This window comes from Streptosporangium sp. NPDC003464 (assembly GCF_053588315.1).
Window position 1 is genome coordinate 1 of the sequence record NZ_JBSFPS010000070.1, and the last position, 21,576, is coordinate 21,576.

Here is a 21,576-nt window from a genome sequence, read left to right on the forward strand (position 1 = left end):
GGGCCGCCGCACCGCGCTGCGCTACGCCGCCGGCATCACCCTCGTGCAGGCGGGCTGGGTGCTCCGCCTCTTCCTGGCGGAGGCGGGTGTCCTGCCCCCGGCCTCCCTGCTGCCGCTGTTCGCCTGCCTGGTCGTCCTGGAACTCGCGGTGCCACGGTGGGCGGAACGGGTCAGGGCCACCAACTGGCACCCGCACCACATCGCCGAACGCTACGGCCTGTTCACGATCATTCTGCTCGGTGAGAGTGTCCTGGCCGCGAGCAGGGGAGTCGGAGGGGCGATCGAAGCGGGCCGGATCAGTGGCCCGTCCGTCGTCATCGCCGTCTGCGGCCTCGTCCTGCTGTTCGCTGTCTGGTGGCTGTACTTCCTCGTACCGGCGGGGGAAGGCCTCAGTAACCGCCGTCACCGGTCCTACCTGTGGGGATACGGCCACTACGGCATCTTCGCGGCGCTGGCGGCCCTCGGCGCCGGGCTCGAAGTGGCGGTGGAGCAGAGCGGGCACGCCGTCGCGGCGTCACCGACGGCACTCGGCTACGCCGTCGCCGTCCCGGTCGCCCTGTATCTCGCCCTGCTGTGGGCGGTACACGCGCTTGCCGCCGTGGAGCCCGTCATCTTTCCCACCGCGGTCCTGGGCTGCGTCATCGTCATCCTGTCGCTGCCGCTCGCGGCGCCCTGGATCGGCGTGGCCGCCGTGGTCGCGGCGATCGCAGCCGTCTGTGTCCTGCTGATCGCTCTCACGATGTGGACCGCAGCCGTCGGGGGCCGCGCCGGAGCACGCCGTCATCGCCCGCCGGCCTCCGGCTCCGGCGAGTCCTGAAGCAGACCGAGCCCTACCAGGCCGAACGTCAGCCCCGGAACTCGACGGACATCGCGGTGATCTTGGCCGGGTTCATCATCCACAGCACCTGGTCGATGCCCTGCGCCGAGGCGTTGACCGTGAGGACCGTGAAGACCTGTCCGTCGCGGCTGAGCAGGGCTGAGGTCTGACCGTTCGTGGCCGCCCAGGCCACGTCGACCCCGGTCCAGAAGTGGCCCGCGAACGCCTTGACGTACTTCGCGACCCGCGACGCGCCCACCACGGGGAAACGAGAGGCGCGCACATTGCCTCCTCCGTCTGAGTAGCTGGTCACGTCCGCGGCGAAGAGCTGTTCCAGCGCGGTCAGGTCGCCGGAGCGGGCGGCGGTGACGAAGGCGGTCAGCAGTCTGCGCTGCTCGGCCCCGGTCACGGGCGTGCGACGCTCGACGAGCACGCGCTTGCGGGCCCTGCTGACCAGCTGGCGTACGGCCGGCTCGTTGAGCTGGATGATGTCGGCGATCCGCCGGTAGGGGTAGTCGAACGCCTCCCGCAGTACGTACGCCGCCCGTTCGGTGGGCGAAAGCCGCTCCAGGAGCATCAGCACCGCGAACTCCAGAGCCTCGCTCCGCTCGGCGCCGAGATAGGGATCCGCGCCGGTGTCGACGGGTTCGGGAAGCCACGGGCCGATGTAGGTCTCGCGGCGGACGCGCGCGGACCGGGCGGCGTTGATGGCCAGCCGCGTGGTCGCCGTCGCCAGGAACGCGGCCGGGCTGTCCACCGTGGCGCGGTCGTAGCCCTGCCAGCGCAGCCAGACCTCCTGCACCAGATCCTCGGCCTCGGCCGCGCTGCCCAGCATCCGGTACGCGATCCCGAACAGGCGCGGCCGCGCACCGGCGAACACCGCGGCGGCCTGCTCGAGATCCTCCGGACCGCCTGATCCGGCATCCGCCACCGCCATCGCCCCCTGCCGGGCCGGTGTCCCGCGCTCCGTCGGCAGGGCCGTTCTCCGGCCCCCGCCCTGGACTGCCACCTGCCGTCTGCTCTCTTGAGCGGCAAGGATAACCCAGCGGCAGATGACAGCCCGCGCGCTGCTCCTCCTCGCGGAAATCTCGATCGTTGTCGATGGCGTCGTCCGCGGCCCGCAAAGAATCTCGCGGCGGCTGTCACAAGACAGGAGGCTGCCCGGTCTTAGCTGATACCGGTTGGCAGCAGACGCCCCGGTGGACAGAGAGGGTTTGCCATGAAGATCGTGGTAATCGGCGGAACCGGCCTGATCGGGTCGAAGGTCGTGACGGAGCTGGGCGAGCACGGTCACGAGGCGGTGGCCGCGTCACCGAACACCGGCGTCAACACCCTCACCGGCGAAGGGCTGGCCGAGGTGCTGGCAGGTGCGCAGGTGGTTATCGACGTGTCGAACTCGCCGTCGTTCGAGGAGAAGGCGGTGCTGGAGTTCTTCGAGACCTCCACCCGCAACCTGCTCGCCGCGGAGGCCGCGGCGGGCGTCGGCCACCACGTCGCGCTGTCGGTCGTGGGAACGGAGCGGCCGCCCGGGAACGCCTACTTCCGGGCGAAGACCGCCCAGGAGCAGCTGATCGAGAAGTCGTCGATCCCGTTCTCGATCGTGCACGCCACCCAGTTCTTCGAGTTCGTCCGGAGGATCGCCGACGAGGCCACGGACGGCGACAAGGTGCGGATGGCGCCTGTGCTCTTCCAGCCCATCGCGGGCGACGATGTCGCCCAGGCGGTCGCCAGGGTCGCGGTGGGGAGGCCGTTGCACGGCAGGGTCGAGGTGGCCGGGCCCGAGCGGTCCCGGATGGACGAGTTCTTCCGCGACGTGTTGGCCTCCTGGGGCGATCCGCGCGAGGTGGTCACCGACCCGCACGCGCGCTACTTCGGGGCCGAGCTGCTCGAGCGGTCGCTGGTGCCGGATGACGGCGCCACCCTCGGCCAGATCCGCTACCGCGACTGGTCGGCCCGGAACGCGGCCGGCGAGTAGCGCGCCCGGCCCGAAGCCTCCACAGACACGAAAGGTGACTCCCATGTCCGACAGCGATTCGGGACCCGCCGGGCCCAAGCCGAGATCGACCGCGTGGCAGACGGCGCTGACCATGCTGCAAGAGGCCGAGCCGCCGTTCATCCCGCAGGGCGCGCACGTCATGACCGTGGTCGTCGAGTTCCCGCCCGGCGACCCCGGCACGCCGCCGCACCGGCACTCGGGGCCGGCGTTCGGCTACGTGCTGGAAGGCGAGATGCTGCTGGAGGTGGAAGGCGAGCCGGAGCGGGTCGTACCCGCCGGGGAGGCGTTCTGGGAGCCGGGCGGCGACGTCATCCACTACCAGGACGGCAACAACCGCGACGACATCCCGCTGCGGTTCATCGTCACCATGCTGTGCGAGCCCGGCAGGCCGATGCTCACCCTGGTGGACGAGGAAGAGCTCACCCGGCGCAAGGACCGCCGCGCCCCGCGCCCGTCCTGAGCGCGGGCGGATCTCGCACCGCCCCGGTCGGCCGTGGCGTGCGAGCTGTTCTCGGGAACGGGGCGGCTGGACGTGGGTGCGGAACCTCTGCCGGCCTATGTCCGGGCGCGTAGGCGACGCAGCATCCGCGGGTCGCCGAAGCCGGCCTCGCGGGCGGCTGTCTCAGCCGTCGCGCCCTGCCCGAGGAGGTGTTCGGCCCGTTCCAGCCGCAACGCGGTCTGGTAGGCCAGAGGCGTGAGGCCGGTCGCGTGCCGGAAGAGCCGGGTGACAGTCCGTTCGCTGCATCCACTGGCGTCGGCGAGCGTCGAGAGCGTGAGCCGCTGGGTGAAACGCGCGTCGATCAGGTCCTGAATGTGGTGCACGGTCTCGTCGTTGTGACCGCGGTGCCGGAGCATCGCGCTGATCTGCGGTGAGGCTCCTTGGCGGGGGGCGTACACCACCATGGCGCGGGCCACCTGGCTGGCGGCGTACGGCCCGTGCCTGGTGCTCAGCAGGTGGAGCGCCACGTCGACGCCGCTGGCCACGCCCGCCGAGGTCACCACCCGCCGGTCCTCGACGTAGAGCGCGTCGCGCACGACCTCGGCCTTCGGATAGAGGCGGGCAAGCTGGTCCTGGGCCGTGTGGTGGGTGGTGCAGCGGCGGCCGTCGAGCAGGCCGGCCCGGCCGAGCGCGTCGGCGCCCGCGCAGATGCCCGCCACGGTGCCGCCGGCCGCGTGGTGCTCGCGTAGCCGGCGCAAGGTGTCAGCCGTGGCCATGCGCGTCGGGCCGCGCCAGCCCGGCACGATGACGAGATCGTCCGGTTCCAGACGGGGCCATGCACGCTCGGCGTGCAGGGGCAGTCCTTGCACGGTGGCGACGTGCGTGTCCTCGGCCACGTACGACAGGGCGTACTCGTGGCCGAGGTCGGCCGCCGTGGAGAAGACCTGGGCCGGCCCGGCCACGTCGAGCAGGTGCACTCTCGGGATGAGCAGGAAGACGACCCGGGGCATGGTCACCGAGCCTACGCCCCGGCCAGCTCGTCCACGGTGCGGATGGTGGCGAACCGGCCCGCGAGCGCGTACTCGGTGCGCGCGATGACATCGGCGACGCCCAGCGTCCGCGGGTCGCTCACCAGCCGCGAGAACGGCAGATCCTGCGGCGCGTCGCGGTGCGGGATGGGGGTGGTCGCGGTGGCGTCGGTGGCGAAGACGACGTCGAAGCCGAGGTCGGAGGCGACCCGGGTGGTGGTCTCGCAGCATTGCTCGGTACGGATGCCGCACACCGTCAACCGCCGGACGCCGCGACTGGTCAGGGTCTGGTGCAGGTTCGTGGTGGTGAAGGCGTTGTGCGCGGTCTTGGTGATGAGCGGGTCGCCCGGGTGAGGATCGAGGCCGTCCATCAGGCGGACGTGCCCCCGTGCCGGATCGAACACGGTGCCGGACCCCGGCCGTGAGCCGAGCACCCACACCACCAGATGGCCCTGGGCGCGGGCCGCGGTGACCAGACGGTTGACCTGACCGACGATGTCCGGCTGCGATACGAACTCCCAGTCCGGCAGTCGCCGGAAGGACTCCTGGACGTCGATGACGACGAGCGCGTTGTTCACCCCTCAAGGATGGAGCGGTGGGGGCGGGGGCTGAAGGCGTGAACCGGTCAGCCTGCGGAACGATCTGGTCAGCCACTCCGCCGCGGGGCCAGGCAGGCCCTACGTCCGTGCGAGCGTCTCACCCCAGTCGCAGCGCCAGGAAGAAGTCCACCCGATCCTCCAGACGGGACAGGTTGCGGCCGGTCAGGTCCTGGATCCGCTGAATCCGGTAACGCAGCGTGTTGACGTGGACGTGCAGAATCTCCGCGCACTTCGTCCACGACCCCGACACCAGCAGGAACGCCTCCAGTGTGCGGACCAGGTCGGCCCGGTGCACCTGGTCGTAGTCGCGCAGCGGGTCCAGCAGCCGGACCCGGAACATGTGCCGTACGTCGTCGGGGACCGAGGCGAGCAGCAGCACGTGGGTGGCCAGCTCGTCGTGGCCCACGACGGCGCCGCGCTCGGCCTGGCCCTCGGCCATCCGCCGGGCGTGGCGGGCCTCCTCGACCGCGCCGCGCAGCCCTTCCAGCGGCGCGATCCCGCTGACCCCGACGGCGAGGCGGCTCGCACCGAGCCCAGGGGCCAGCGCGTGCACGGCCTCGCGGACCTCGGCGGTGATGTCGGACTCCGGAGCCGGGATGAGCGCGATGACCTCCTCCCCGACCACGCCGACCGCCGGTGACGCACACGCCCGGTTGAGGATCTCCTTGACCACGACCCGCAGCTCGCCGGGGCGCAGCCCGCCGTGCGAGGTGGTGGCCACGGCCACGAAGCCGCGCTCGGACACCAGGCCGGTGACCTGGAGCCGGGGCAGGAGGTCGCTGAGCCTGCCGTCGGAGACGACGGACTGGATCAACTCCTGGGCGATACGGCCCTCCGGGCTCAGGCGGTCGTCCAGGCGTGCCCGCTCCAGCGCGACCACCGCGGCCAGCTCTCCAGCCAGCGCCCGCCGCTCCTCCGACCAGTCCCCGAAGGCGCCTTCGAAGGCCAGGAACCAGTCGGCGACCCTGGGAGTCGTCTGCTCGTCCACCGGGAAGACCGAATACCGCTCCGCGCCGCGCAACGTGTACGGCGTCCGCCTGACGGTCAGGAAGCCGCGTGCCAGCGACCGGGCGGTGCTCTGGGACAGCGGACGCGAGCCCGCCACCACCCGCCCGACCGGGGTGAGCACCCAGCAGGGCATGCCCAGGTCGTGGCCGAGCATGTGGAGCACCGGGTCCAGGCCCGCGCCTGCGGTGACACCCGAGACGAGCCGGCGGTGGCGGTCCAGGACGGCGGTCATGTCGGAGGCCCTGCCCGTGGACAGGCGGCGCACGATGTGCTCGGTGACCTCGGCGAACGACAACGTCTCCGGCACGTGGAACAGCGGCATCCGGTGCCTGAGGCAGGCCTCGACGAGGTCGGCGGGGAGTTCGCCGCGCTGCGGATCGCCCGCGCCCAGTGCGGACACCCTGGCATCGGCCAGGCCCCGGACGAACCGGTCGCTGTCCTCGGGGCGCTGCCGCCAGATCAGCCCGGTGAGCACCAGCTCACCGCCGTTCAGATAGCGGCCGGGGTCGAGCAGGTCGGTGGTGATGACCCAGCGGATCATCCGGTCGAGCTCGTCGCGGCCCGTTACCAGTGACAGCTGCAGCTCGGTCATCTCCAGGAGCGTGTTCAGTCGCATCGCGCGTCTCCCGTCCTCTGGCGGTGAGGTTAGTCGAGCGATCAACACCCGGATAATCCCCGGAACGCCCAAAATGCTGGGAGGACGCCGGGAAGTTTTGGAGCATGACACGAAAATCCAGGGCAGAGCCGTATTCCACTTCGGGTTTCCTGCTGCTGGACCGTGCGCGAGGTCGATGTGTGTACTGCTCCCATGGCGAAACGGTAGTGCTCCGGCGGAGTCCCCGCCGGGGTCCGGCCGCGCGGGAAGCCGGGCCCACCGCCCCGTACGACTCGCGCAAGAGCAGGTCCTCTGTCGCCCACAAGGAGATCCACACATGAGCGCCATACCGGTGCGCGCGCCGCGCGACATCACGGTCCCGGGCGGCGGGGGAGTGGGCGACAGCCCGCCCCGCCCCGACGGGACGCTGAAGGTCAGGGGCGAGTTCGCCTACTCCTCCGACCTGTGGATCGACGGGATGCTGTGGGGGGCCACGCTGCGCAGCCCGCACCCCCGCGCGAAGATCCTGTCCATCGACACCTCCGCGGCCCTCGCCCACCCGGGCGTGGCGGCCGTCCTCACCCACGAGGACGTTCCGGGCCGCAAGCACTTCGGCCTGGACCACACCTGGGACCAGCCGGTCCTCGCCTTCGAGGAGGTGCGCCATCAGGGGGAGGCGATCGCGCTCGTCGCGGCCGACCATCCGGAGACCGCACGCCGGGCGCTGGAGAGGATCCGGATCGAGTACGAGGTCCTGGAGCCGCTCACCGACGCTCGCCGCGCCGCCTTCGACCCGGCGTATCCGCAGGTCCAGCCGCGCGGCAACCTCGCCCGCCACCAGCCCGTCCGGGCCGGCGACGTGGCGGCGGCCAAGGCGCGGGCCGAGGTGGTGGTCCGCGGCGAATACCAGGTCGGCATCCAGGACCAGGCTTTCCTCGGTCCGGAGTCCGGCCTCGCCGTCCCGGCCGAGGACGGCGGCGTGGATCTCTACGTCGCCACCCAGTGGATGCACAACGACCTCAAGCAGATCGCTCCCTGCCTCGGCCTGCCCGAGGAGAGGATCCGCATGACGCTGTCAGGCGTCGGCGGCGCCTTCGGCGGCCGTGAAGACCTGTCGATGCAGATCCACGCCGCGATGCTCGCCCTGCGTACCGGCAGGCCCATCAAGATCGTCTACAACCGGTACGAGTCGTTCTTCGGCCACGTGCACCGCCACCCGGCCGAGATGCGCTACGAGTACGGCGCCACCCGTGACGGGAAGCTGCTCTACGCCGATGTGGAGATCCTCCTCGACGGCGGCGCCTACACCTCCGCGACGATGAACGTGGTCGGCAACGCGGCCTCGCTCGGTGTGGGACCGTACGTCATCCCGAACATCAAGATCGACGCCTACGGTGTCCACACCAACAATCCGCCCTGCGGAGCGATGCGCGGCTTCGGCGCGGTCCAGGCGTGCTTCGCCTACGAGTCGATGATGGACAAGCTGGCCGACGCCTGCGGGCTCGACCCGGTCACGGTCCGGCAGCTCAACGCCGCCTCGGAGGGGAGCCGGCTGGCCACCGGCCAGGTGATCTGGGCCCCGCTGCCGATGGCCGAGATGCTCCAACAGGCCCGTGAGCTGCCGATGCCCGCCCCGCTGGACACCGGCGACATCCGCAACCTGCCCGGTGGCGCCTCGCAGACCACCCACGGCGAGGGCGTACGGCGCGGCGTCGGATACGGGGTGGGGCTGAAGAACATCTGCTTCTCCGAAGGCTACGACGACTACTCCACCGCCCGGGTCCGCCTGGAGGTCATCGGCGGCCGGGCCACCGCGTCGGTGCACACCGCCGCCGCCGAGGTCGGCCAGGGGCTGGTGACGCTGCAGGCCCAGATCGCCCGTACCGAGCTGGGCATCGAGCGGGTTGTCATCCAACCGGCCGACAACCAGGTCGGCGACGCCGGCTCAAGCTCCGCCTCGCGCCAGTCCTACATGACCGGCGGCGCGGTGATGACGGCCTGCCGGGCCGTACGCGAGGGTGTGCTCACCCTGGCCGCCGCCCGGTCCGGCCGTCCCCGCGACGAGCTGTCGCTGGTCGGCGGCAAGGTCGTCTCCGACAGCGAGGGCGTGCTCGCGACCATCGAGAACGTCCTCGGCGACGCCGTCGTCGAGGAGACCCGCGAGTACCACCATCGGCCGACCATGGGCATGGACGCCGTGACCGGAGAAGGCGACTCGCACACCCAGCTCGCGATGTGCGTTCACCGGGCCGTGGTGGACGTCGACGTCGAGCTGGGCCTGGTGAAGGTCGTGGAGCTCGCCGCCGTTCAGGACGTCGGAAAGATCCTCAACCGCCTCTCACTGGAAGGCCAGATCCACGGCGGCAGCGCGCAGGGCCTCGGCCTCGCGATGATGGAGGAGATCGTGGTATCCGGCGGGAAGGTGCGCAACCCGTCATTCACCGACTACCTGATCCCCACCATCCTCGACATGCCGCCGATGCGCCTGGAGATCCTCGAGAACGCCGACCCGCGCGCCCCGTACGGGCTGCGCGGAGCCGGAGAGCCACCCACGCTCTCCTCGACCCCCGCGATCGTCGCGGCCATCCGCGACGCCACGGGGCTGGCACTCACCCGAGTGCCGGTCCGTCCGGAGCACCTCACCGCAGACCGTCGACCAGCAGGGTGACCCCCACCTGAGAACGCATGGCTTCTCCATGGTCAGGCGGACTGTCGTGCGTCTGTGACCCCACGCGGGCGGCTGCGACGGCCCCCCGCGACCGCACCCCCCTCGAACCGCGCGGAAGACCCGGATTCGGCCATCGGGGTCCCTCCGCGGGTCGACTACGCCCTTGGGAGGGCCCGACCATGTCCCAGCTGCAGACCAGGCCCTCCGGCGAGACCCCCGAGGCCTCCCGGACCTGGATCGACCGCTTCTTCGACCTCACCGGCCGGGGAACGACGGTCGCCAGGGAGGTTCGTGGCGGCATCACCACGTTCGTGGCCGTTGCCTACATCGTTCTGCTCATTCCCATCATCCTCAGCGACGCCGAGGACGTGACCGGCACGTCGCTGACCATCCCGCAGCTCACCACGGCGGTCGCGCTGTCCGCGGCGCTCACCACGATCCTGATGGGCGTGGTGGGCAACGCGCCCTTCGCCCTCGCCTCGGGGCTTGCCGTGGCGCCCGTGGTGGCCTTCCAGGCCGCCCCCTACATGAGATGGGACCAGGCCATGGGCCTGGTCGTGCTGGAGGGCGTGGTGATCGTGATCTTCGCGCTCACCGGCGTCCGGCAGCTCATCATGGACGCCATCCCCACCCCGCTCAAGCACGCCATCGGCGTCGGCATCGGCATGTTCATCGCGCTGATCGGCCTGGTGAAGGCCGGGTTCGTCAGCCCCGACGGGGCCACGCCGCTGTCCATGGGCGCGACGGGCCACCTCGGTGGCTGGCCCGTCGCGGTGTTCTGCGCCGGCCTGCTGCTGATGTTCGCGCTCTTCTCGCGGAGGATACCCGGCGCGATCCTGCTCAGCATCATCGTGACCACCGTGCTCGCCATCGTGATCAACGCGGTCGCGGTGATCGACCCCAAGGCGTGGGATCTGATCGTCCCGAAGATGCCCGACCAGATCATGGCGGCGCCCGACTTCAGCCTGCTGTTCCAGGTGGACCTGTTCGGCGGCTTCGGCGCGGCCGGAGTGCTCACCGCGACGGTCGTACTGTTCACCCTGGTGCTCTCCGGCTTCTTCGACGCGATGGGGACCATCCTCGGCGTCGGCGAGGAGGCCGGTCTCGCCAAGGACGGCAGGATCCACAACCTCGGCAGGATCCTCACCATCGACGGCATCGGCGCCATCGTCGGCGGCGGCACCGGCGCCTCCGCCAACACGGTGGTGGTCGAGTCGGCCGCCGGAGTCGGGGAGGGCGCACGCACCGGCCTCGCCGCGGTGGTGACCGGGCTGCTGTTCGGCGCCGCCATGTTCCTCACCCCGCTCGCCGCCGTGGTGCCCGCGCAGGCGGCCTCACCCGCTCTGGTGCTGGTCGGGGCGCTGATGATGACCGCCGTGCGCAAGATCTCCTGGGAGGACATGGACCTGGCGATCCCGGCGTTCCTCACCATCGCCTTGATGCCGTTCACCTACTCCATCACCAACGGGGTCGGCGCCGGCGTCATCGCCTACGTCCTGATCAAGACCGCCCGCGGCCGGTTCGACCGGATTCACTGGCTGCTCTGGGTGATCAGCCTGGTGTTCGTCGGCTACTTCGGCATCGGCGTGATCGAGCAGCTCTTCAGCTGACACCGCCCGCCCGGGCCGCGTCCCGCCGCCCTCGCCGGCAGCCTCCTCCCGGAGGCGCCGGAGCGGCGGGACACGGGACGGCGGCTCCGGCGCCGCCGTACGGCGGGCGGCCCGTCCCCGTCAGAGAATGGAGTCTTCCCCGATGCGTGAACTCGCCGACGACCTGCTCGGCTGGATCGAGGAGGGGCGTCCGTTCGCCGTCGCCTCCGTGGTCGGGGTCAGCGGCAGCGCCCCCCGAGGACCGGGGGCCGCCCTGGCCGTGCTCGCCGCCGCCCTGGAGGCCGTACGGCGGGGCGAGCCCGTCGCGGTCGCCCGCCTCGTCGACGGCGGCGCCGGCGTCTTCGCCGTCTTCGAGGACCGCGTCCTGGGCGGTCACGGCGTGACGGACTCCCTGGCCGAGGTCGTCGTCGCCGAGGCCCGCGCCATGCTCGACGCCGGGCTCACCGGCCTCCGCACGCTCGGCTGCGGCGAGGAGGAGGCCGTCGTCTTCGTCGAGGCCCACACACCCCCGCCCCGCCTGCCCCTCGCCGGGACCACCGGCCCCATCCACCCCGCCGGCCGCGCCGGGCCGATCCGGCTTTCGGCCCACTCGTAGCAACACACAGACCCGACCCGGTGGACCCACCGGCGGCTTCGGACTTCCCGCCGCTGGACCGGACGAGCGGCCGGATTGTGTACTGGGTCACGCCCCATCCTCCCGATGCCGCGCACCGCGCCCCGGGAGCACAGGAGGTACCGCGCCGCCCGCACGGCGGATCCACGGGCCCACCCGACCGGATCGACTCTGACCTTGGGAGGAGCCTGCCATGGCCCTGATCTTCCTCAACGGCGGCGCCATGCGGGGCGGCCCGCTGCACCATCTGCTCGACGACGCCCCGCTGGTGGCCGAGACCGTCACCGCGCCCAAGTACCGCTTCTACTCGGTGGCCGACCGCTGCCCCGGCCTGGCACCGGTGTCGCATGGCGGCGCCACCATCGAGGGCGAGCTCTACGACGTCCCGATGGACGTCCTGCGGGACCGGCTGATGCCCGCCGAACCTCCCGAGCTGGAGCTGGGCGTGATCGAGCTGGCGGACGGCACCTCCTCGTTCGCGATGCTCCTGCGCCGTCCCCCCACCTCATACGCCGAGCTGTACGACATCACCGCGTTCGGCAGCTGGAAGGCGTACAGGGAGAAGAAGGCATGACGCGATTCGACGTCAACGCCTCGATCCTCTTCACCGGCCTGCCGCTGCTCGAGCGGCCGGCCGCGGTGAAGGCGGCCGGGTTCGACGGGATCGAGTTCTGGTGGCCGTTCACGGAGGCCGTACCGGCGGACAAGGACGTGGACGCCTTCGTCGGCGCGGTCCAGGACGCGGGCGTCCAGCTCGTCGGCCTCAACTTCGCCGACGACATCGCGTCCGGAGGCCGCGGCCTCGTCTCCCGTCCCGCCGACAGCGCGCGTTTCCGCGACAACGTCGACGTCGCGATCGGCATCGCCGGGCGGCTCGGCTGCACGGCCCTCAACGCGCTGTACGGCAACCGCGTGGCCGGCCTGGACCCGGCTGAGCAGGACGGGCTGGCCGCCGAGAACCTCGCGATCGCGGCGAGGGCCGCCGCCGGGATCGGCGCGGTGGTGCTGGTGGAGGCGCTCAACGGCTACGAGTCGCCGTCCTACCCGCTGGTGTCGGCCGAGGCCGCCGTCGAGGCCGCCGGGCGGGCCGGTGAACCGAACGTGATGTTCCTCTGTGATCTGTACCACCTGGCCCGGATGGGCGAGGACCTGGAGGCGGTGATCGCCGAGCACGCGGCCCGGATCGGCCACGTACAGATCGCCGACGTCCCCGGCCGCGGCCGCCCCGGCACGGGCGACCTCGACTTCGGCACGCTCCTGCCCGTCCTGGAGCGGCACGGCTACGAGGGCTGGGTCGGCCTGGAGTACAGGGACGCCGAGCCGGACTTCGGCTGGAGCAGGGAGTTCGCCCGTGACTGAGCGGGTCGCCGGGCACGGCGACGACCGCCAACGCACCCACCAACCGCTGCACGAGGAGAGCACATGAGCAAGATCGGTTTCATCGGGCTCGGCGTCATGGGGTCACCCATGGCCGGGCACCTTGTCAGGGCGGGGCACGACGTCACCGGCTTCGATCTCAGCGAGGACTCCCTCGCCAGGCTCCGGGCCGCCGCCGGCAACGTCGCGGGCAGCGTCGCCGAGGCCGTCGGGGGCGCCGAGATCATCGCCACGATGCTCCCGGCCGACCCGCAGGTCGAGGCCGTCGTGCTCGGCGAGAACGGCGTGCTCGACAACGCCGGGCCGGGCGCGCTCTTGATCGACTTCTCCTCGATCACCCCGCAGACCTCGCGGAAGGTCGCCCGCGAGGGCGCGGCCAAGGGCCTGCGCGTGCTGGACGCCCCGGTCTCCGGTGGAGAGAGGGGCGCGGTCGACGCGGTCCTGTCCATCATGGTCGGCGGATCGCAGGAGGACTTCGACGCCGCCGTTCCGATCTTCGAGACGGTCGGCAGGACCTACCGGCTGGTCGGTCCCGCCGGAGCGGGACAGTACGTCAAGGCCGCCAACCAGCTCGTCGTAGGCGGCACCTACGCTCTCGTCGCCGAAGCCATCGTGCTGATGGAGGCCGCGGGCGTGAACGCCGCCGCGGGCCTGGAGGTGCTCGCCGGCGGGCTGGCCGCCGGCCGCATCCTCGACCTCAAGCGCGAGGCGATGCTGGCCCGCGACTTCCAGCCGGGCTTCCGCATCGACCTGCACCACAAGGACATGGGCATCGTCCTGGAGGCCGCCCGCGGCGCCGAGGTGGCCATCCCGATGGGCGCGCTCGTCGCCCAGCTCATCGCCTCCGCCCGCGCTCAGGGCCACGGTGGCCTCGACCACTCCGCGCTCCTCAAGGTCGCCGAGAACCTCTCCGGGAGGAACAGCTGATGGCCAGGATCCCTGTGATGAACGCGGTGGTCGAGATCCTCAGGTCCGAGGGCGTCGACGTGGCGTTCGGCTGTCCCGGCGCGGCCATCCTCCCGCTCTACAAGGCGATGGAGGAGGTCGGCGGCATCGAGCACCTGATCGTCCGGCACGAGGAGGGCGCGACCCACATGGCCGACGGCTGGGCGCGCACCACCGGCAGGGCCGGTGTCGCGATCGGCACCTCCGGCCCGGCCGGCACGAACATGATCACAGGTCTCTACACCGCGCTCGCGGACTCGATCCCGATCATCTGCGTCACCGGCCAGGCGGTCACCGCCCTGCTCGGCAAGGAGGGCTTCCAGGCGGTCGACATCGTCGAAATCGCCAAGCCCGTCACCAAGTGGGCGGTGCAGATCAAGGAGGCCGCGACGGCCCCGTGGGTCTTCCGCGAGGCCTTCCGCGTCGCGCGGTCGGGCCGTCCGGGCCCGGTCCTGATCGACATCCCGCTTGACGTGGCGAGGGAGTTCGTCGAGTACGATCCCGCGCTCGACGCCCCGCTGCCGATCGCGGCCGTCGAGCCGCACCCGCCACGCGTCGAGAAGGCGCTGGACCTGCTGCTCGCCGCCGACAGGCCGCTGATCCTCGCCGGCGGCGGCGTGGTCATCGCCGAGGCCGCCGACGAGCTGCGCGAACTCGCCGAATACCTGAACGTCCCGGTTCAGGTCACCCTCATGGGCAAGGGCGCGATCGACGAGAACCACGAGCTGTTCTCCGGCATCACCGGCGTGCAGACCTCCCAGCGCTACGGCAACGCGTCCTTCCTGGAGTCGGATCTGGTGCTGGCCGTCGGCGCCCGCTTCGGCGATCGGCACACCGGCCGGATCGACGTCTACCGCGGTGAACGCACGTTCATCCACGTCGACATCGAGCCGACCCAGCTCGGCAGGGTCTTCGAGCCGGACCTGGGCGTCGTCTCCGACGCCAAGCTGTTCCTACGGGCCATGATCCAGGCCGCCAGGAAGCGTGGGGCGGGCCGCGTGGCGGGCGCCTGGGTCGCCAGGGTCCGGGAGCTCAAGGCAAGCCTGGGGCGCCGCGAGGACTTCGACACGATCCCGATCAAGGCCCCTCGCGTCTACAAGGAGATCAACGAGGTCTTCAACGAGGACACCTACTTCGTCACCGCGATCGGCCTCTACCAGATCTGGGGCGGCCAGCACCAGAAGACCCACAGGCCGCGGCGCTACCAGGTCTGCGGCCAGGCCGGCCCGCTGGGCTGGGAGATCCCGGCCGCGATCGGCGTCAAGAAGGCGCTCAAGGACACCGAGCCCGGCGCCGAGGTCGTGGGCATCGTCGGCGACTACGGGTTTCAGTACATGGTGGAGGAGCTCGCCGTCGGCGCACAGTACAACGTGCCGTTCGTCCTGATCATGATCAACAATGAGTATCTGGGCCTCATCCGCCAGGCCTCGATCCCCTACGACATGAACTACCAGGTCGACATCCACTACGACGCGTACGGTACCGACAACATCAAGATCATGGAGGCGTACGGCTGCTCCGGCCGTCGGGTCGTCGACCCCGCGGACATCCGTGAGGCACTCGAATGGGCCCGGAAGCAGGCGCAGTCGACCAGCCGGCCGGTCCTCGTCGAAATCATGATCGAGCGGGAGGCGAACACCCCGCACGGCACGGCCATCGACGCCGTCAAGGAGTTCGAGGCCCCTCCCGGACATGCGACGGTGCTCTCCGCCCTGCCGGGGGGACTCCGTCCGGCGGGGATCACCGGCGTGCCCGCCTCGGGGACCGGGTGATCCCGCCGGGCTCGACGCGGTCATCGCTCCGCGGTGCCGCTGCCCATCTCCCCGGCCCATCGCCGGCTCCAGGCGTTCAGCGGCCCGAGCGCCTCGACGAGGTCCTCGCCGAGCCGGGTGAGGCGGTAGCCGTCGTCGTGCGAGGCGACCAGCCGGGAGCCCGTCAGCTCGTCGAGCCGGGTGCTGAGCACGCTGGAGGACATGCGCTCGCATCGGCGCTGCAGCTCGCGGAAGCCGGCCGGGCCCTGGCTCAGCTCCCACAGGATGCGCATGGTCCAGCGCCGCCCGAGCAGATCGAGGACGGCCATGACCGGGCGGCCCGACTCCGATCCCCGTACCGGCGTGCCCGGCCGAGGTGCTCCGGCTTCCATGTCGCCTCCTTGCGCTCCGCTTGTCGAAGCAGCATAGTGGTTCGAAAATCGAAGCAGGAGATCGAATGCCGCGCATCGAACCGCTCAACCCGCCCTATCCCCCCTCCGTCGAGCAGGCGCTGCGCCGCTGGATGCCGCCCGGCGTGCCGTACGAGCCGCTCACGCTGTTCCGGGTGCTGCACCGCAATCCGGAGCTGGCCTCGCGGATGTTCGCGCTCGGGGCCGGGCTGCTGGGCCACGGGCTCCTGCCGGCCGCCGACCGGGAGATCGTCATCGCCCGGGTGACCGCCCGCGCCGGCTGCGGCTACGAGTGGGGCGTGCACGCCGCGACCCTCGCCCGGCAGGCCGGGCTCAGCCCGGAGCAGCTGCGCGCGACCGCCGTGGCGGGCATCGACGCCTCGTGGTCGCCGCGCCACGCGGCACTGCTCGGCGCGGTCGACGAGCTGCACGAGACCGCGCGGCTGTCGCAGCCCGCCTGGGACGCCCTGCGTGTCCATTACGAGGACGCGCAGCTGCTCGAATTCCTCGTGCTGACCGGCTGGTACCGGACCATCAGCCACCTGGCGAACGGACTCCTCCTGCGGGAGGAGTCCTGGGGCACTCCCTTCCCGGCATCTCACGGAGGGGACCGTTGACGGGCGGGTCCGGCCTGCCCGTCGCTGTCGTCCACGCGTGCCTGCGCGACGGCGGAGGCGGCAGCCCCACCGCGGTCATGGAGGAAGCGCCCTTGACCGACGGCTGGCGCCGCCGCGTACCGGTCCTGACGGGAACCTCTCACGCGGTCTTCGTCCGCGCCCACCACGGCCGAGTTGAGGATCCCGCGGTCTCCCTGCGCTTCTTCACCGCCGAGGGGGAGCTGCCCGCGTGCGGTCACGGGACCCTCGCCGCCCTGGCCTTCCTCGCCGAGCGCGCCGGGGTCGAGGACTACCGGGCGACCCTCCACACGGCGGGGCGCGTCTTCGCCGGCCGGGCCGTGCGGGAGGGCGACCGGGTCGACGCCGGCTTCGACGCCGGGCCCGTCAGCCTGCGCGAGCCCACCGCGATCGAGTGCGACCTCGTCCTGCGCGCGCTCGGTGTCACCTCCGACGTGCTCGCCCCCGGCGCCCGCGTCGCTGCGGTGGGGCGGCCGCGGCTGCTGGTCCCCGTCGCCACACGCTCCGCTCTGGCCGCGCTGGTCCCGGATCTCGTACGGCTCCGCGCGGCCTGCGACCGGCTCGGTCTCCTGGGCTGTTACGTCTACTCCACTCCGACACCCACCGGCCGGGCCGCGGCCCGCATGTTCGCCCCGTCGATCGGTGTCGCCGAGGACATCGCCAACGCCAACAGCACCGCCTGCCTCGCCGCGCACCTGGCAGGTCAGGGCGTCACCGACCTCACCGTCGACATGGGCGACTCCCTCCGCACCCCCTCCACGATCACCGCCACCACCCGGCCCGGCCGGTCCGGCCCGCTGGTCCGGCTGGGCGGCGCCGCGGAGATCACCCGCACCGTCCGCCTGCCGTGACCCCGCAGGCGCCGTCCCCGTGCCGGTGTACGAGGCGGGACGACCGGCACGATTCCAGTGGATACGGCCGGATGGGTCAGATTATTAATCTACAATGTAAAGGGCGTCGACCCTTGGCCGGGCTCTGAGCCCGAGCGGGTCGATTCCCGCCGACTCCGGCAGGACGCCGTTTCTGCCCGCGCCACGCCCGTGCGGCGCGGGTGCTCACCGAAGCGAGGAGGTCGGCTGCACACTGGAACTCCGTCGTCGGCGCAGGTGGGGCCGCCGCGTGGCGGGTTTCGACCGATCGGTGCGGGGTGGTTGGATGAGCTTGTCCAGGCGTGAGATGGTCGCTGGGCTGGGCGCGCTGGTCACGCCCTTCGCCGTTCCCCGGGCGGTCGCGCCGCCACCGGCTCCGGCCGGCGAGCCGCCCGTCGTTCCGGCCGGTGTCGCACCTGAACGGCTCGCCCGGGACGAGGATTTCTGGCGTTCGGTGGCACGGCAGTACCGGGTCAGCGCTGACTTCGTCAACCTGGAGAACGGCTACTACGGGATCATGCCCGAGCCGGTGCGCCGCGCCTACCACCGCAACACCGACCACCTCAACGAGCGCAACTCGCACCTGCTGCGTACCGCCTACAAGGCGCAGGCCGAGCAGGCCAGGCAGCGCCTCGCCGCCGTCCTGGGCGTGCGCGCCGAGGAGATCGCCCTGACGCGGGGCGGCACCGAGGCCCTGCAGCTGCTGATCGCCGGCTACCGGCGGCTGCGGCCGGGGGACGCGGTGATGTACGCCGACCTGGACTATCACAGCGGGCAGTACGCGATGAACTGGCTGCGCGACCGGCGGGGGGCGCGGGTGGAGCGGCTGGTGATCCCGGAGCCGGCGACCCGCCAGGCGGTGCTGGACGCCTACGCCGCGGCGCTGCGCGAGCACCCGCGGGTCAGGCTGCTGCTGCTCAGCCACATGAACAACCGCACCGGGCTGGTGACCCCGGTACGGGAGATCGTCGCGATGGCCCGTGAGCGCGGCGCCGACGTGATCGTGGACGCGGCCCATTCCTGGGGGCACCTGGACTTCACCATGGGTGACCTGGGGGCGGACTTCGCGGTGTTCTCCCTGCACAAGTGGATGGGAGTGCCGCTGGGCGCGGGTTTCCTCTACGTCCGTGAGGGCCGGCTGGCCGACATCGACCCGGCCTTCTGCGACGAGACCTACCCGGGCGGCGACATCCGCTCGCGGGTGCACGCCGGCACCATGGACGTGGCCCCCGTCCTGACGGTGGGCACCGCCCTGGACTTCCACGAGGCCCTGGGCGGCGCGGTCAAGCAGGCGCGGCTGCGCTTCCTGCGGGACCGCTGGGTGCATCAGGTGCTCGACGTCCCGAACGTGGAGATCCTCACCCCCGAGGAGCCAGCCATGTACGGCACCATCACCGCGTTCCGGATCACCGGCCGCACCTCGGAGGCCGACAACGTCGCCATCACCACGGAGCTGATGGAGCGGTATCGGATCTTCACGGTGCGCCGCGGCGGGCCCGCCCGCGGCGACTGCGTGCGGGTGACACCGGCGCTGTTCACCTCGCGTGACGAGGTTGACCTGCTGGCGGCCGCGGTAGGCGACCTCGCACGGCGGACGGGCGCCTGAACGGCCGTCGCCGGGACCGCCACGGGGTGCCGGACGGGCAGGCGTCCGGCACCCCGTACGGGCGCCTACGTGGGTACGGTCGCGGTCTCGGCCGAGGCCGTCAGGTGTCCCGACCGGTCCAGGGCGCGGGTGGCCGCGGCGCAGCCGAGGCCGATCAACCCCAGCGCCAGCCAGGGCAGGCTGGGCAGGCCGGCGTGCGTGCCGAGATCCAGCGCCCACCCGGTGAGCAGGTTGCCCGCGGCGACGCCGATCCCGGCCAGGGTGCTGTAGAGGCCGTAATAGGTGCCGACCATGCGCTGGCCGCCGAAGGCGGCGATGGTCGCCATCTCGAACGGGTAGACGATCATCGTGGCCAGGCTGAGCAGCACCGCCGTCATCAGGACCGGTAGCAGCACCAGAGCCTGGGCGGCGCCGTCCGCCCCGCCGGCCGCGCCGGCCCACGGTGCGGCCACGGCCGGCGGGACGAACGACAGCCCCATCAGCCCCAGGCCCCAGGTGATGGCCTGCGGGGGCCGCCACCGCGCCTTCGCCCATGCTGTCAGGCGTGCCTGCCCGGCGATGGTCGTCACCGCGGAGATCACGAAGATGAGCGTGATGCCGAGCTCACCGCCACTGACCCGGCGCACCTCCAGCGGCAGGCTCAGATATACCTGGAAGTTCAGCACGTAGGAGCCGATCATGGCCAGGGAGAACAGCAGGAAGGGCCGGTTGCCGATCACCTGGCGCCAGTCGAGCAGCACACCGCGCTTCTCCGGCTCCCCTTCCTGCGCTCCCGGTGCCGCTCGCGCGGGCAGGGCCCGAACCTGGGCGACCGTCAGGACGGCGAACATCACGCTCGCGCTCAGGCAGACGAGCTTGAACCCCGCGACGTTGAGCAGCAGGCCGATCAGCGGCCCGATCAGGATGCCGAGCTGGTAGAAGGCGTTGAACGCGGCGAACGCCTCGACCTTGCGGGAGCCGGCCTCGCGGGCGAGGTAGGCGCGCACGGCGGGGTTGAACAGCGCGCCGGCCAGACCGGTCAGGCCTGAGGCGATCAGCAGGGCGGGCAGGGAGTCGGCCACCGCCAGCAGCGCGAAGGCGACGGTGCGCAGCCCGCACCCGGCGACGATCAGGGGCTTGCAGCCGAGCCGGTCGGCCAGGGTGCCGCCGAGGAGGAACATGCCCTGCTGACTGAGGTTGCGGACGCCCAGGATCAGGCCGACCAGCGCCGCCGGCAGCGCCAGCGTCCCGGACAGGTGACCGGCCAGATACGGCATCAGCATGTAGAAACCGGTGTTGATGGTCAGCTGGTTGACCAGCAGCAGCTTCACCGGCCGGTCGAAGGAGCGGGCCAGGGCGAGCGTGCTCTTCACCGCTGGGCTCCTCGCGCGGTGGGCGCCTGTCCGCCGGTGCCGGTGGGATCGAGCACCGTCGCGCAGCGCGTCCAGCGTGCCGGCTCTCGCTCGGCGGGGTGGCCGATCTCGTCAGGGCCGGGCGCCGGTGCCCAGGCAAGGGCGTGGGCGCGGCAGTAGTCGTCGTTGAAGACGGTGTCGAAGTAGCGGTGCGGGCCGTCGGGGAAGATCGCCGCTATCCGGGTGTGGCCGGGGAGGGTCCGGGCCAGCCAGGAGGCCACCAGGGCCACCGCGCCGACGCTCCAGCCGCCGGTGGCGTAACGCAGCGCGGCCAGGCGCCGGCAGGCCCAGACCGCTTCGGCGGGTGCGACCCAGTGCACCTCGCTGAAGGCCTCGTAGGCCACGTTGCGCGGGTAGATGCTGCTGCCCAGGCCCCGCATGAGCCGGGGGCGCGCGGGCTGGCCGAAGATGGTCGAGCCGATCGTGTCGACGCCGACCAGGCGCAGGTCGGGGTAGAAGCGCCGCAGCGCGGAGAAGACGCCCGCGCTGTGGCCGCCGGTGCCCACCGCGCAGACCAGGACGTCGACCCGGCCCAGCTGGCCGGCCAGCTCCATGGCCAGCCCGGCGTAGGCGGCGACGTTGTCGGGGTTGTTGTACTGGTCCGGGCAGTAGGAGCCGGGGTACTCGGCCAGCAGCTCCTGCACGCGCTGACGGCGGGCCTGCTGCCAGCCGCCCACCGGGTGCGGCTCGGTGACGACGACGACGCGGGCCCCGTAGGCCGCCAGCAGGCGGCACATCAGCGGCTCCATGCCGGGGTCGCTCACCAGCGTGACCGGGTGGCCGTGGACGATGCCGGCCAGCGCCAGGCCCAGACCGAAGGTCCCGCTGGTGGACTCGATGATGTGCGCGCCCGGCCGCAGTTGCCCGCGTTCGCGCGCCCGTTCGACGATGTAGAGCGCGGAGCGGTCCTTGATCCCTCCTGGGTTGCCGCCCTCCAGCTTCGCCCAGAAGCCGTGCCCGGACCCCGCGGCGATCTCCGGGATCCACAGCACCGGTGTGTTGCCGACCACGTGCTCGGGGGCGTGGCAGGTGTTACCGGTGATCAATCGGCTGAGCGGCGACGGCGTGGATGAATTAGCAGTCTGTGGTGATTTAAGCGTATATGTCATGACTCGTCCCCTAGGAATGCGATCTGGTTGACTCGCTTCTGGGCACGCTTGAGCGACGGCTCACGCCGGTCATACGGGGCGCTGGGTCGCCGGCGGGCGTGCCCGCGGGA

Annotated in this window: 20 protein-coding genes; 13 read left to right on the forward strand and 7 right to left on the reverse strand. The window is 71.7% G+C overall.

Features of this window, described 5'->3' with window-relative positions; all coding sequences use genetic code 11:
- Positions 1–817 (forward strand): low temperature requirement protein A (locus ACWDS7_RS17680; protein ID WP_451930137.1); only part of this gene is annotated, 817 nt, incomplete at its 5' end.
- 28 nt (positions 818–845) lie between these two features.
- Here the strand turns inward: ACWDS7_RS17680 and ACWDS7_RS17685 are convergent.
- Positions 846–1,754, reverse strand: a complete 909-nt coding sequence (locus ACWDS7_RS17685; protein WP_451930138.1) for an RNA polymerase sigma-70 factor — start codon at positions 1,752–1,754, stop codon at positions 846–848.
- Positions 1,755–2,036: 282 nt separating this feature from the next.
- Between ACWDS7_RS17685 and ACWDS7_RS17690 the strand changes: the two genes are divergently transcribed.
- Together ACWDS7_RS17690 and ACWDS7_RS17695 are read left to right on the forward strand one after the other, a co-directional pair.
- Positions 2,037–2,792 carry an SDR family oxidoreductase gene (locus tag ACWDS7_RS17690; protein ID WP_451930139.1) on the forward strand — a complete coding sequence of 252 codons (756 nt, stop codon included), beginning with the start codon at positions 2,037–2,039 and terminating at the stop codon, positions 2,790–2,792.
- A gap of 43 nt (positions 2,793–2,835) precedes the next feature.
- Entirely contained in the window at positions 2,836–3,273 is a 438-nt protein-coding gene (locus tag ACWDS7_RS17695; protein ID WP_451930140.1) for a cupin domain-containing protein, read from the forward strand.
- A gap of 95 nt (positions 3,274–3,368) precedes the next feature.
- On the opposite strand, the gene ACWDS7_RS17700 is transcribed toward ACWDS7_RS17695, so the two are convergent.
- From ACWDS7_RS17700 to ACWDS7_RS17710, 3 genes are all read right to left on the reverse strand, one after another.
- Positions 3,369–4,262, reverse strand: coding sequence for a GlxA family transcriptional regulator (locus ACWDS7_RS17700; protein ID WP_451930141.1), 894 nt, complete (start codon positions 4,260–4,262; stop codon positions 3,369–3,371).
- A gap of 11 nt (positions 4,263–4,273) precedes the next feature.
- Entirely contained in the window at positions 4,274–4,858 is a 585-nt protein-coding gene (locus ACWDS7_RS17705; RefSeq protein ID WP_451930142.1) for a cysteine hydrolase family protein, read from the reverse strand.
- Between the two features lie 118 nt (positions 4,859–4,976).
- Complete coding sequence (locus ACWDS7_RS17710) at positions 4,977–6,503, reverse strand: PucR family transcriptional regulator (RefSeq protein ID WP_451930143.1); 1,527 nt, start codon at positions 6,501–6,503, stop codon at positions 4,977–4,979.
- Positions 6,504–6,819: 316 nt separating this feature from the next.
- On the opposite strand from ACWDS7_RS17710, the gene pucD reads away from it, so the two are divergent.
- The 7 genes from pucD (at position 6,820) to gcl (ending at position 15,467) form a co-directional block, all read left to right on the forward strand.
- Positions 6,820–9,150, forward strand: coding sequence for a xanthine dehydrogenase subunit D (pucD, locus tag ACWDS7_RS17715; protein ID WP_451930144.1), 2,331 nt, complete (start codon positions 6,820–6,822; stop codon positions 9,148–9,150).
- A 179-nt stretch (positions 9,151–9,329) separates the two neighbouring features.
- Positions 9,330–10,760: an NCS2 family permease gene (locus ACWDS7_RS17720; protein WP_451930145.1), complete on the forward strand. Its 1,431-nt coding sequence runs from the start codon at positions 9,330–9,332 to the stop codon at positions 10,758–10,760.
- Between the two features lie 142 nt (positions 10,761–10,902).
- A complete protein-coding gene (locus tag ACWDS7_RS17725) occupies positions 10,903–11,355 on the forward strand; it encodes an XdhC family protein (protein ID WP_451930146.1) in 453 nt (150 codons plus the stop codon).
- A 211-nt stretch (positions 11,356–11,566) separates the two neighbouring features.
- Complete coding sequence (locus ACWDS7_RS17730; RefSeq protein ID WP_451930147.1) at positions 11,567–11,947, forward strand: allophanate hydrolase-related protein; 381 nt, start codon at positions 11,567–11,569, stop codon at positions 11,945–11,947.
- Positions 11,944–12,732, forward strand: coding sequence for a hydroxypyruvate isomerase family protein (locus ACWDS7_RS17735; protein WP_451930148.1), 789 nt, complete (start codon positions 11,944–11,946; stop codon positions 12,730–12,732). Before ACWDS7_RS17730 ends, ACWDS7_RS17735 begins: the two co-directional genes overlap by 4 nt.
- 63 nt (positions 12,733–12,795) lie before the next feature.
- Complete coding sequence (locus tag ACWDS7_RS17740; protein WP_451930149.1) at positions 12,796–13,677, forward strand: 2-hydroxy-3-oxopropionate reductase; 882 nt, start codon at positions 12,796–12,798, stop codon at positions 13,675–13,677.
- The gene (gcl, locus tag ACWDS7_RS17745) at positions 13,677–15,467 is read left to right on the forward strand and encodes a glyoxylate carboligase (RefSeq protein WP_451930150.1); all 1,791 of its coding nucleotides are present in this window, start codon (positions 13,677–13,679) and stop codon (positions 15,465–15,467) included. Before ACWDS7_RS17740 ends, gcl begins: the two co-directional genes overlap by 1 nt.
- Positions 15,468–15,487: 20 nt before the next feature.
- Here the strand turns inward: gcl and ACWDS7_RS17750 are convergent, their stop codons facing one another.
- The gene (locus tag ACWDS7_RS17750; protein WP_451930151.1) at positions 15,488–15,838 is read right to left on the reverse strand and encodes a winged helix-turn-helix transcriptional regulator; all 351 of its coding nucleotides are present in this window, start codon (positions 15,836–15,838) and stop codon (positions 15,488–15,490) included.
- Positions 15,839–15,903: 65 nt separating this feature from the next.
- Between ACWDS7_RS17750 and ACWDS7_RS17755 the strand changes: the two genes are divergently transcribed.
- The 3 genes from ACWDS7_RS17755 to ACWDS7_RS17765 all read left to right on the forward strand — a co-directional run bounded on the left by ACWDS7_RS17755 (position 15,904) and on the right by ACWDS7_RS17765 (position 18,966).
- Positions 15,904–16,473 carry a carboxymuconolactone decarboxylase family protein gene (locus ACWDS7_RS17755; protein ID WP_451930152.1) on the forward strand — a complete coding sequence of 190 codons (570 nt, stop codon included), beginning with the start codon at positions 15,904–15,906 and terminating at the stop codon, positions 16,471–16,473.
- Positions 16,470–17,342 (forward strand): PhzF family phenazine biosynthesis protein, encoded by an 873-nt coding sequence (locus tag ACWDS7_RS17760; protein WP_451930153.1) that lies wholly within the window; start codon positions 16,470–16,472, stop codon positions 17,340–17,342. The genes ACWDS7_RS17755 and ACWDS7_RS17760 overlap by 4 nt, the downstream gene beginning before the upstream one ends.
- Before the next feature lie 304 nt (positions 17,343–17,646).
- Positions 17,647–18,966: an aminotransferase class V-fold PLP-dependent enzyme gene (locus ACWDS7_RS17765; protein WP_451930154.1), complete on the forward strand. Its 1,320-nt coding sequence runs from the start codon at positions 17,647–17,649 to the stop codon at positions 18,964–18,966.
- Positions 18,967–19,031: 65 nt separating this feature from the next.
- Here the strand turns inward: ACWDS7_RS17765 and ACWDS7_RS17770 are convergent, their stop codons facing one another.
- A complete protein-coding gene (locus tag ACWDS7_RS17770; protein ID WP_451930155.1) occupies positions 19,032–20,318 on the reverse strand; it encodes an MFS transporter in 1,287 nt (428 codons plus the stop codon).
- Positions 20,315–21,403, reverse strand: a complete 1,089-nt coding sequence (locus ACWDS7_RS17775; protein ID WP_451930156.1) for a PLP-dependent cysteine synthase family protein — start codon at positions 21,401–21,403, stop codon at positions 20,315–20,317. The genes ACWDS7_RS17770 and ACWDS7_RS17775 overlap by 4 nt, the downstream gene beginning before the upstream one ends.
- Positions 21,404–21,576 lie beyond the last annotated feature (173 nt).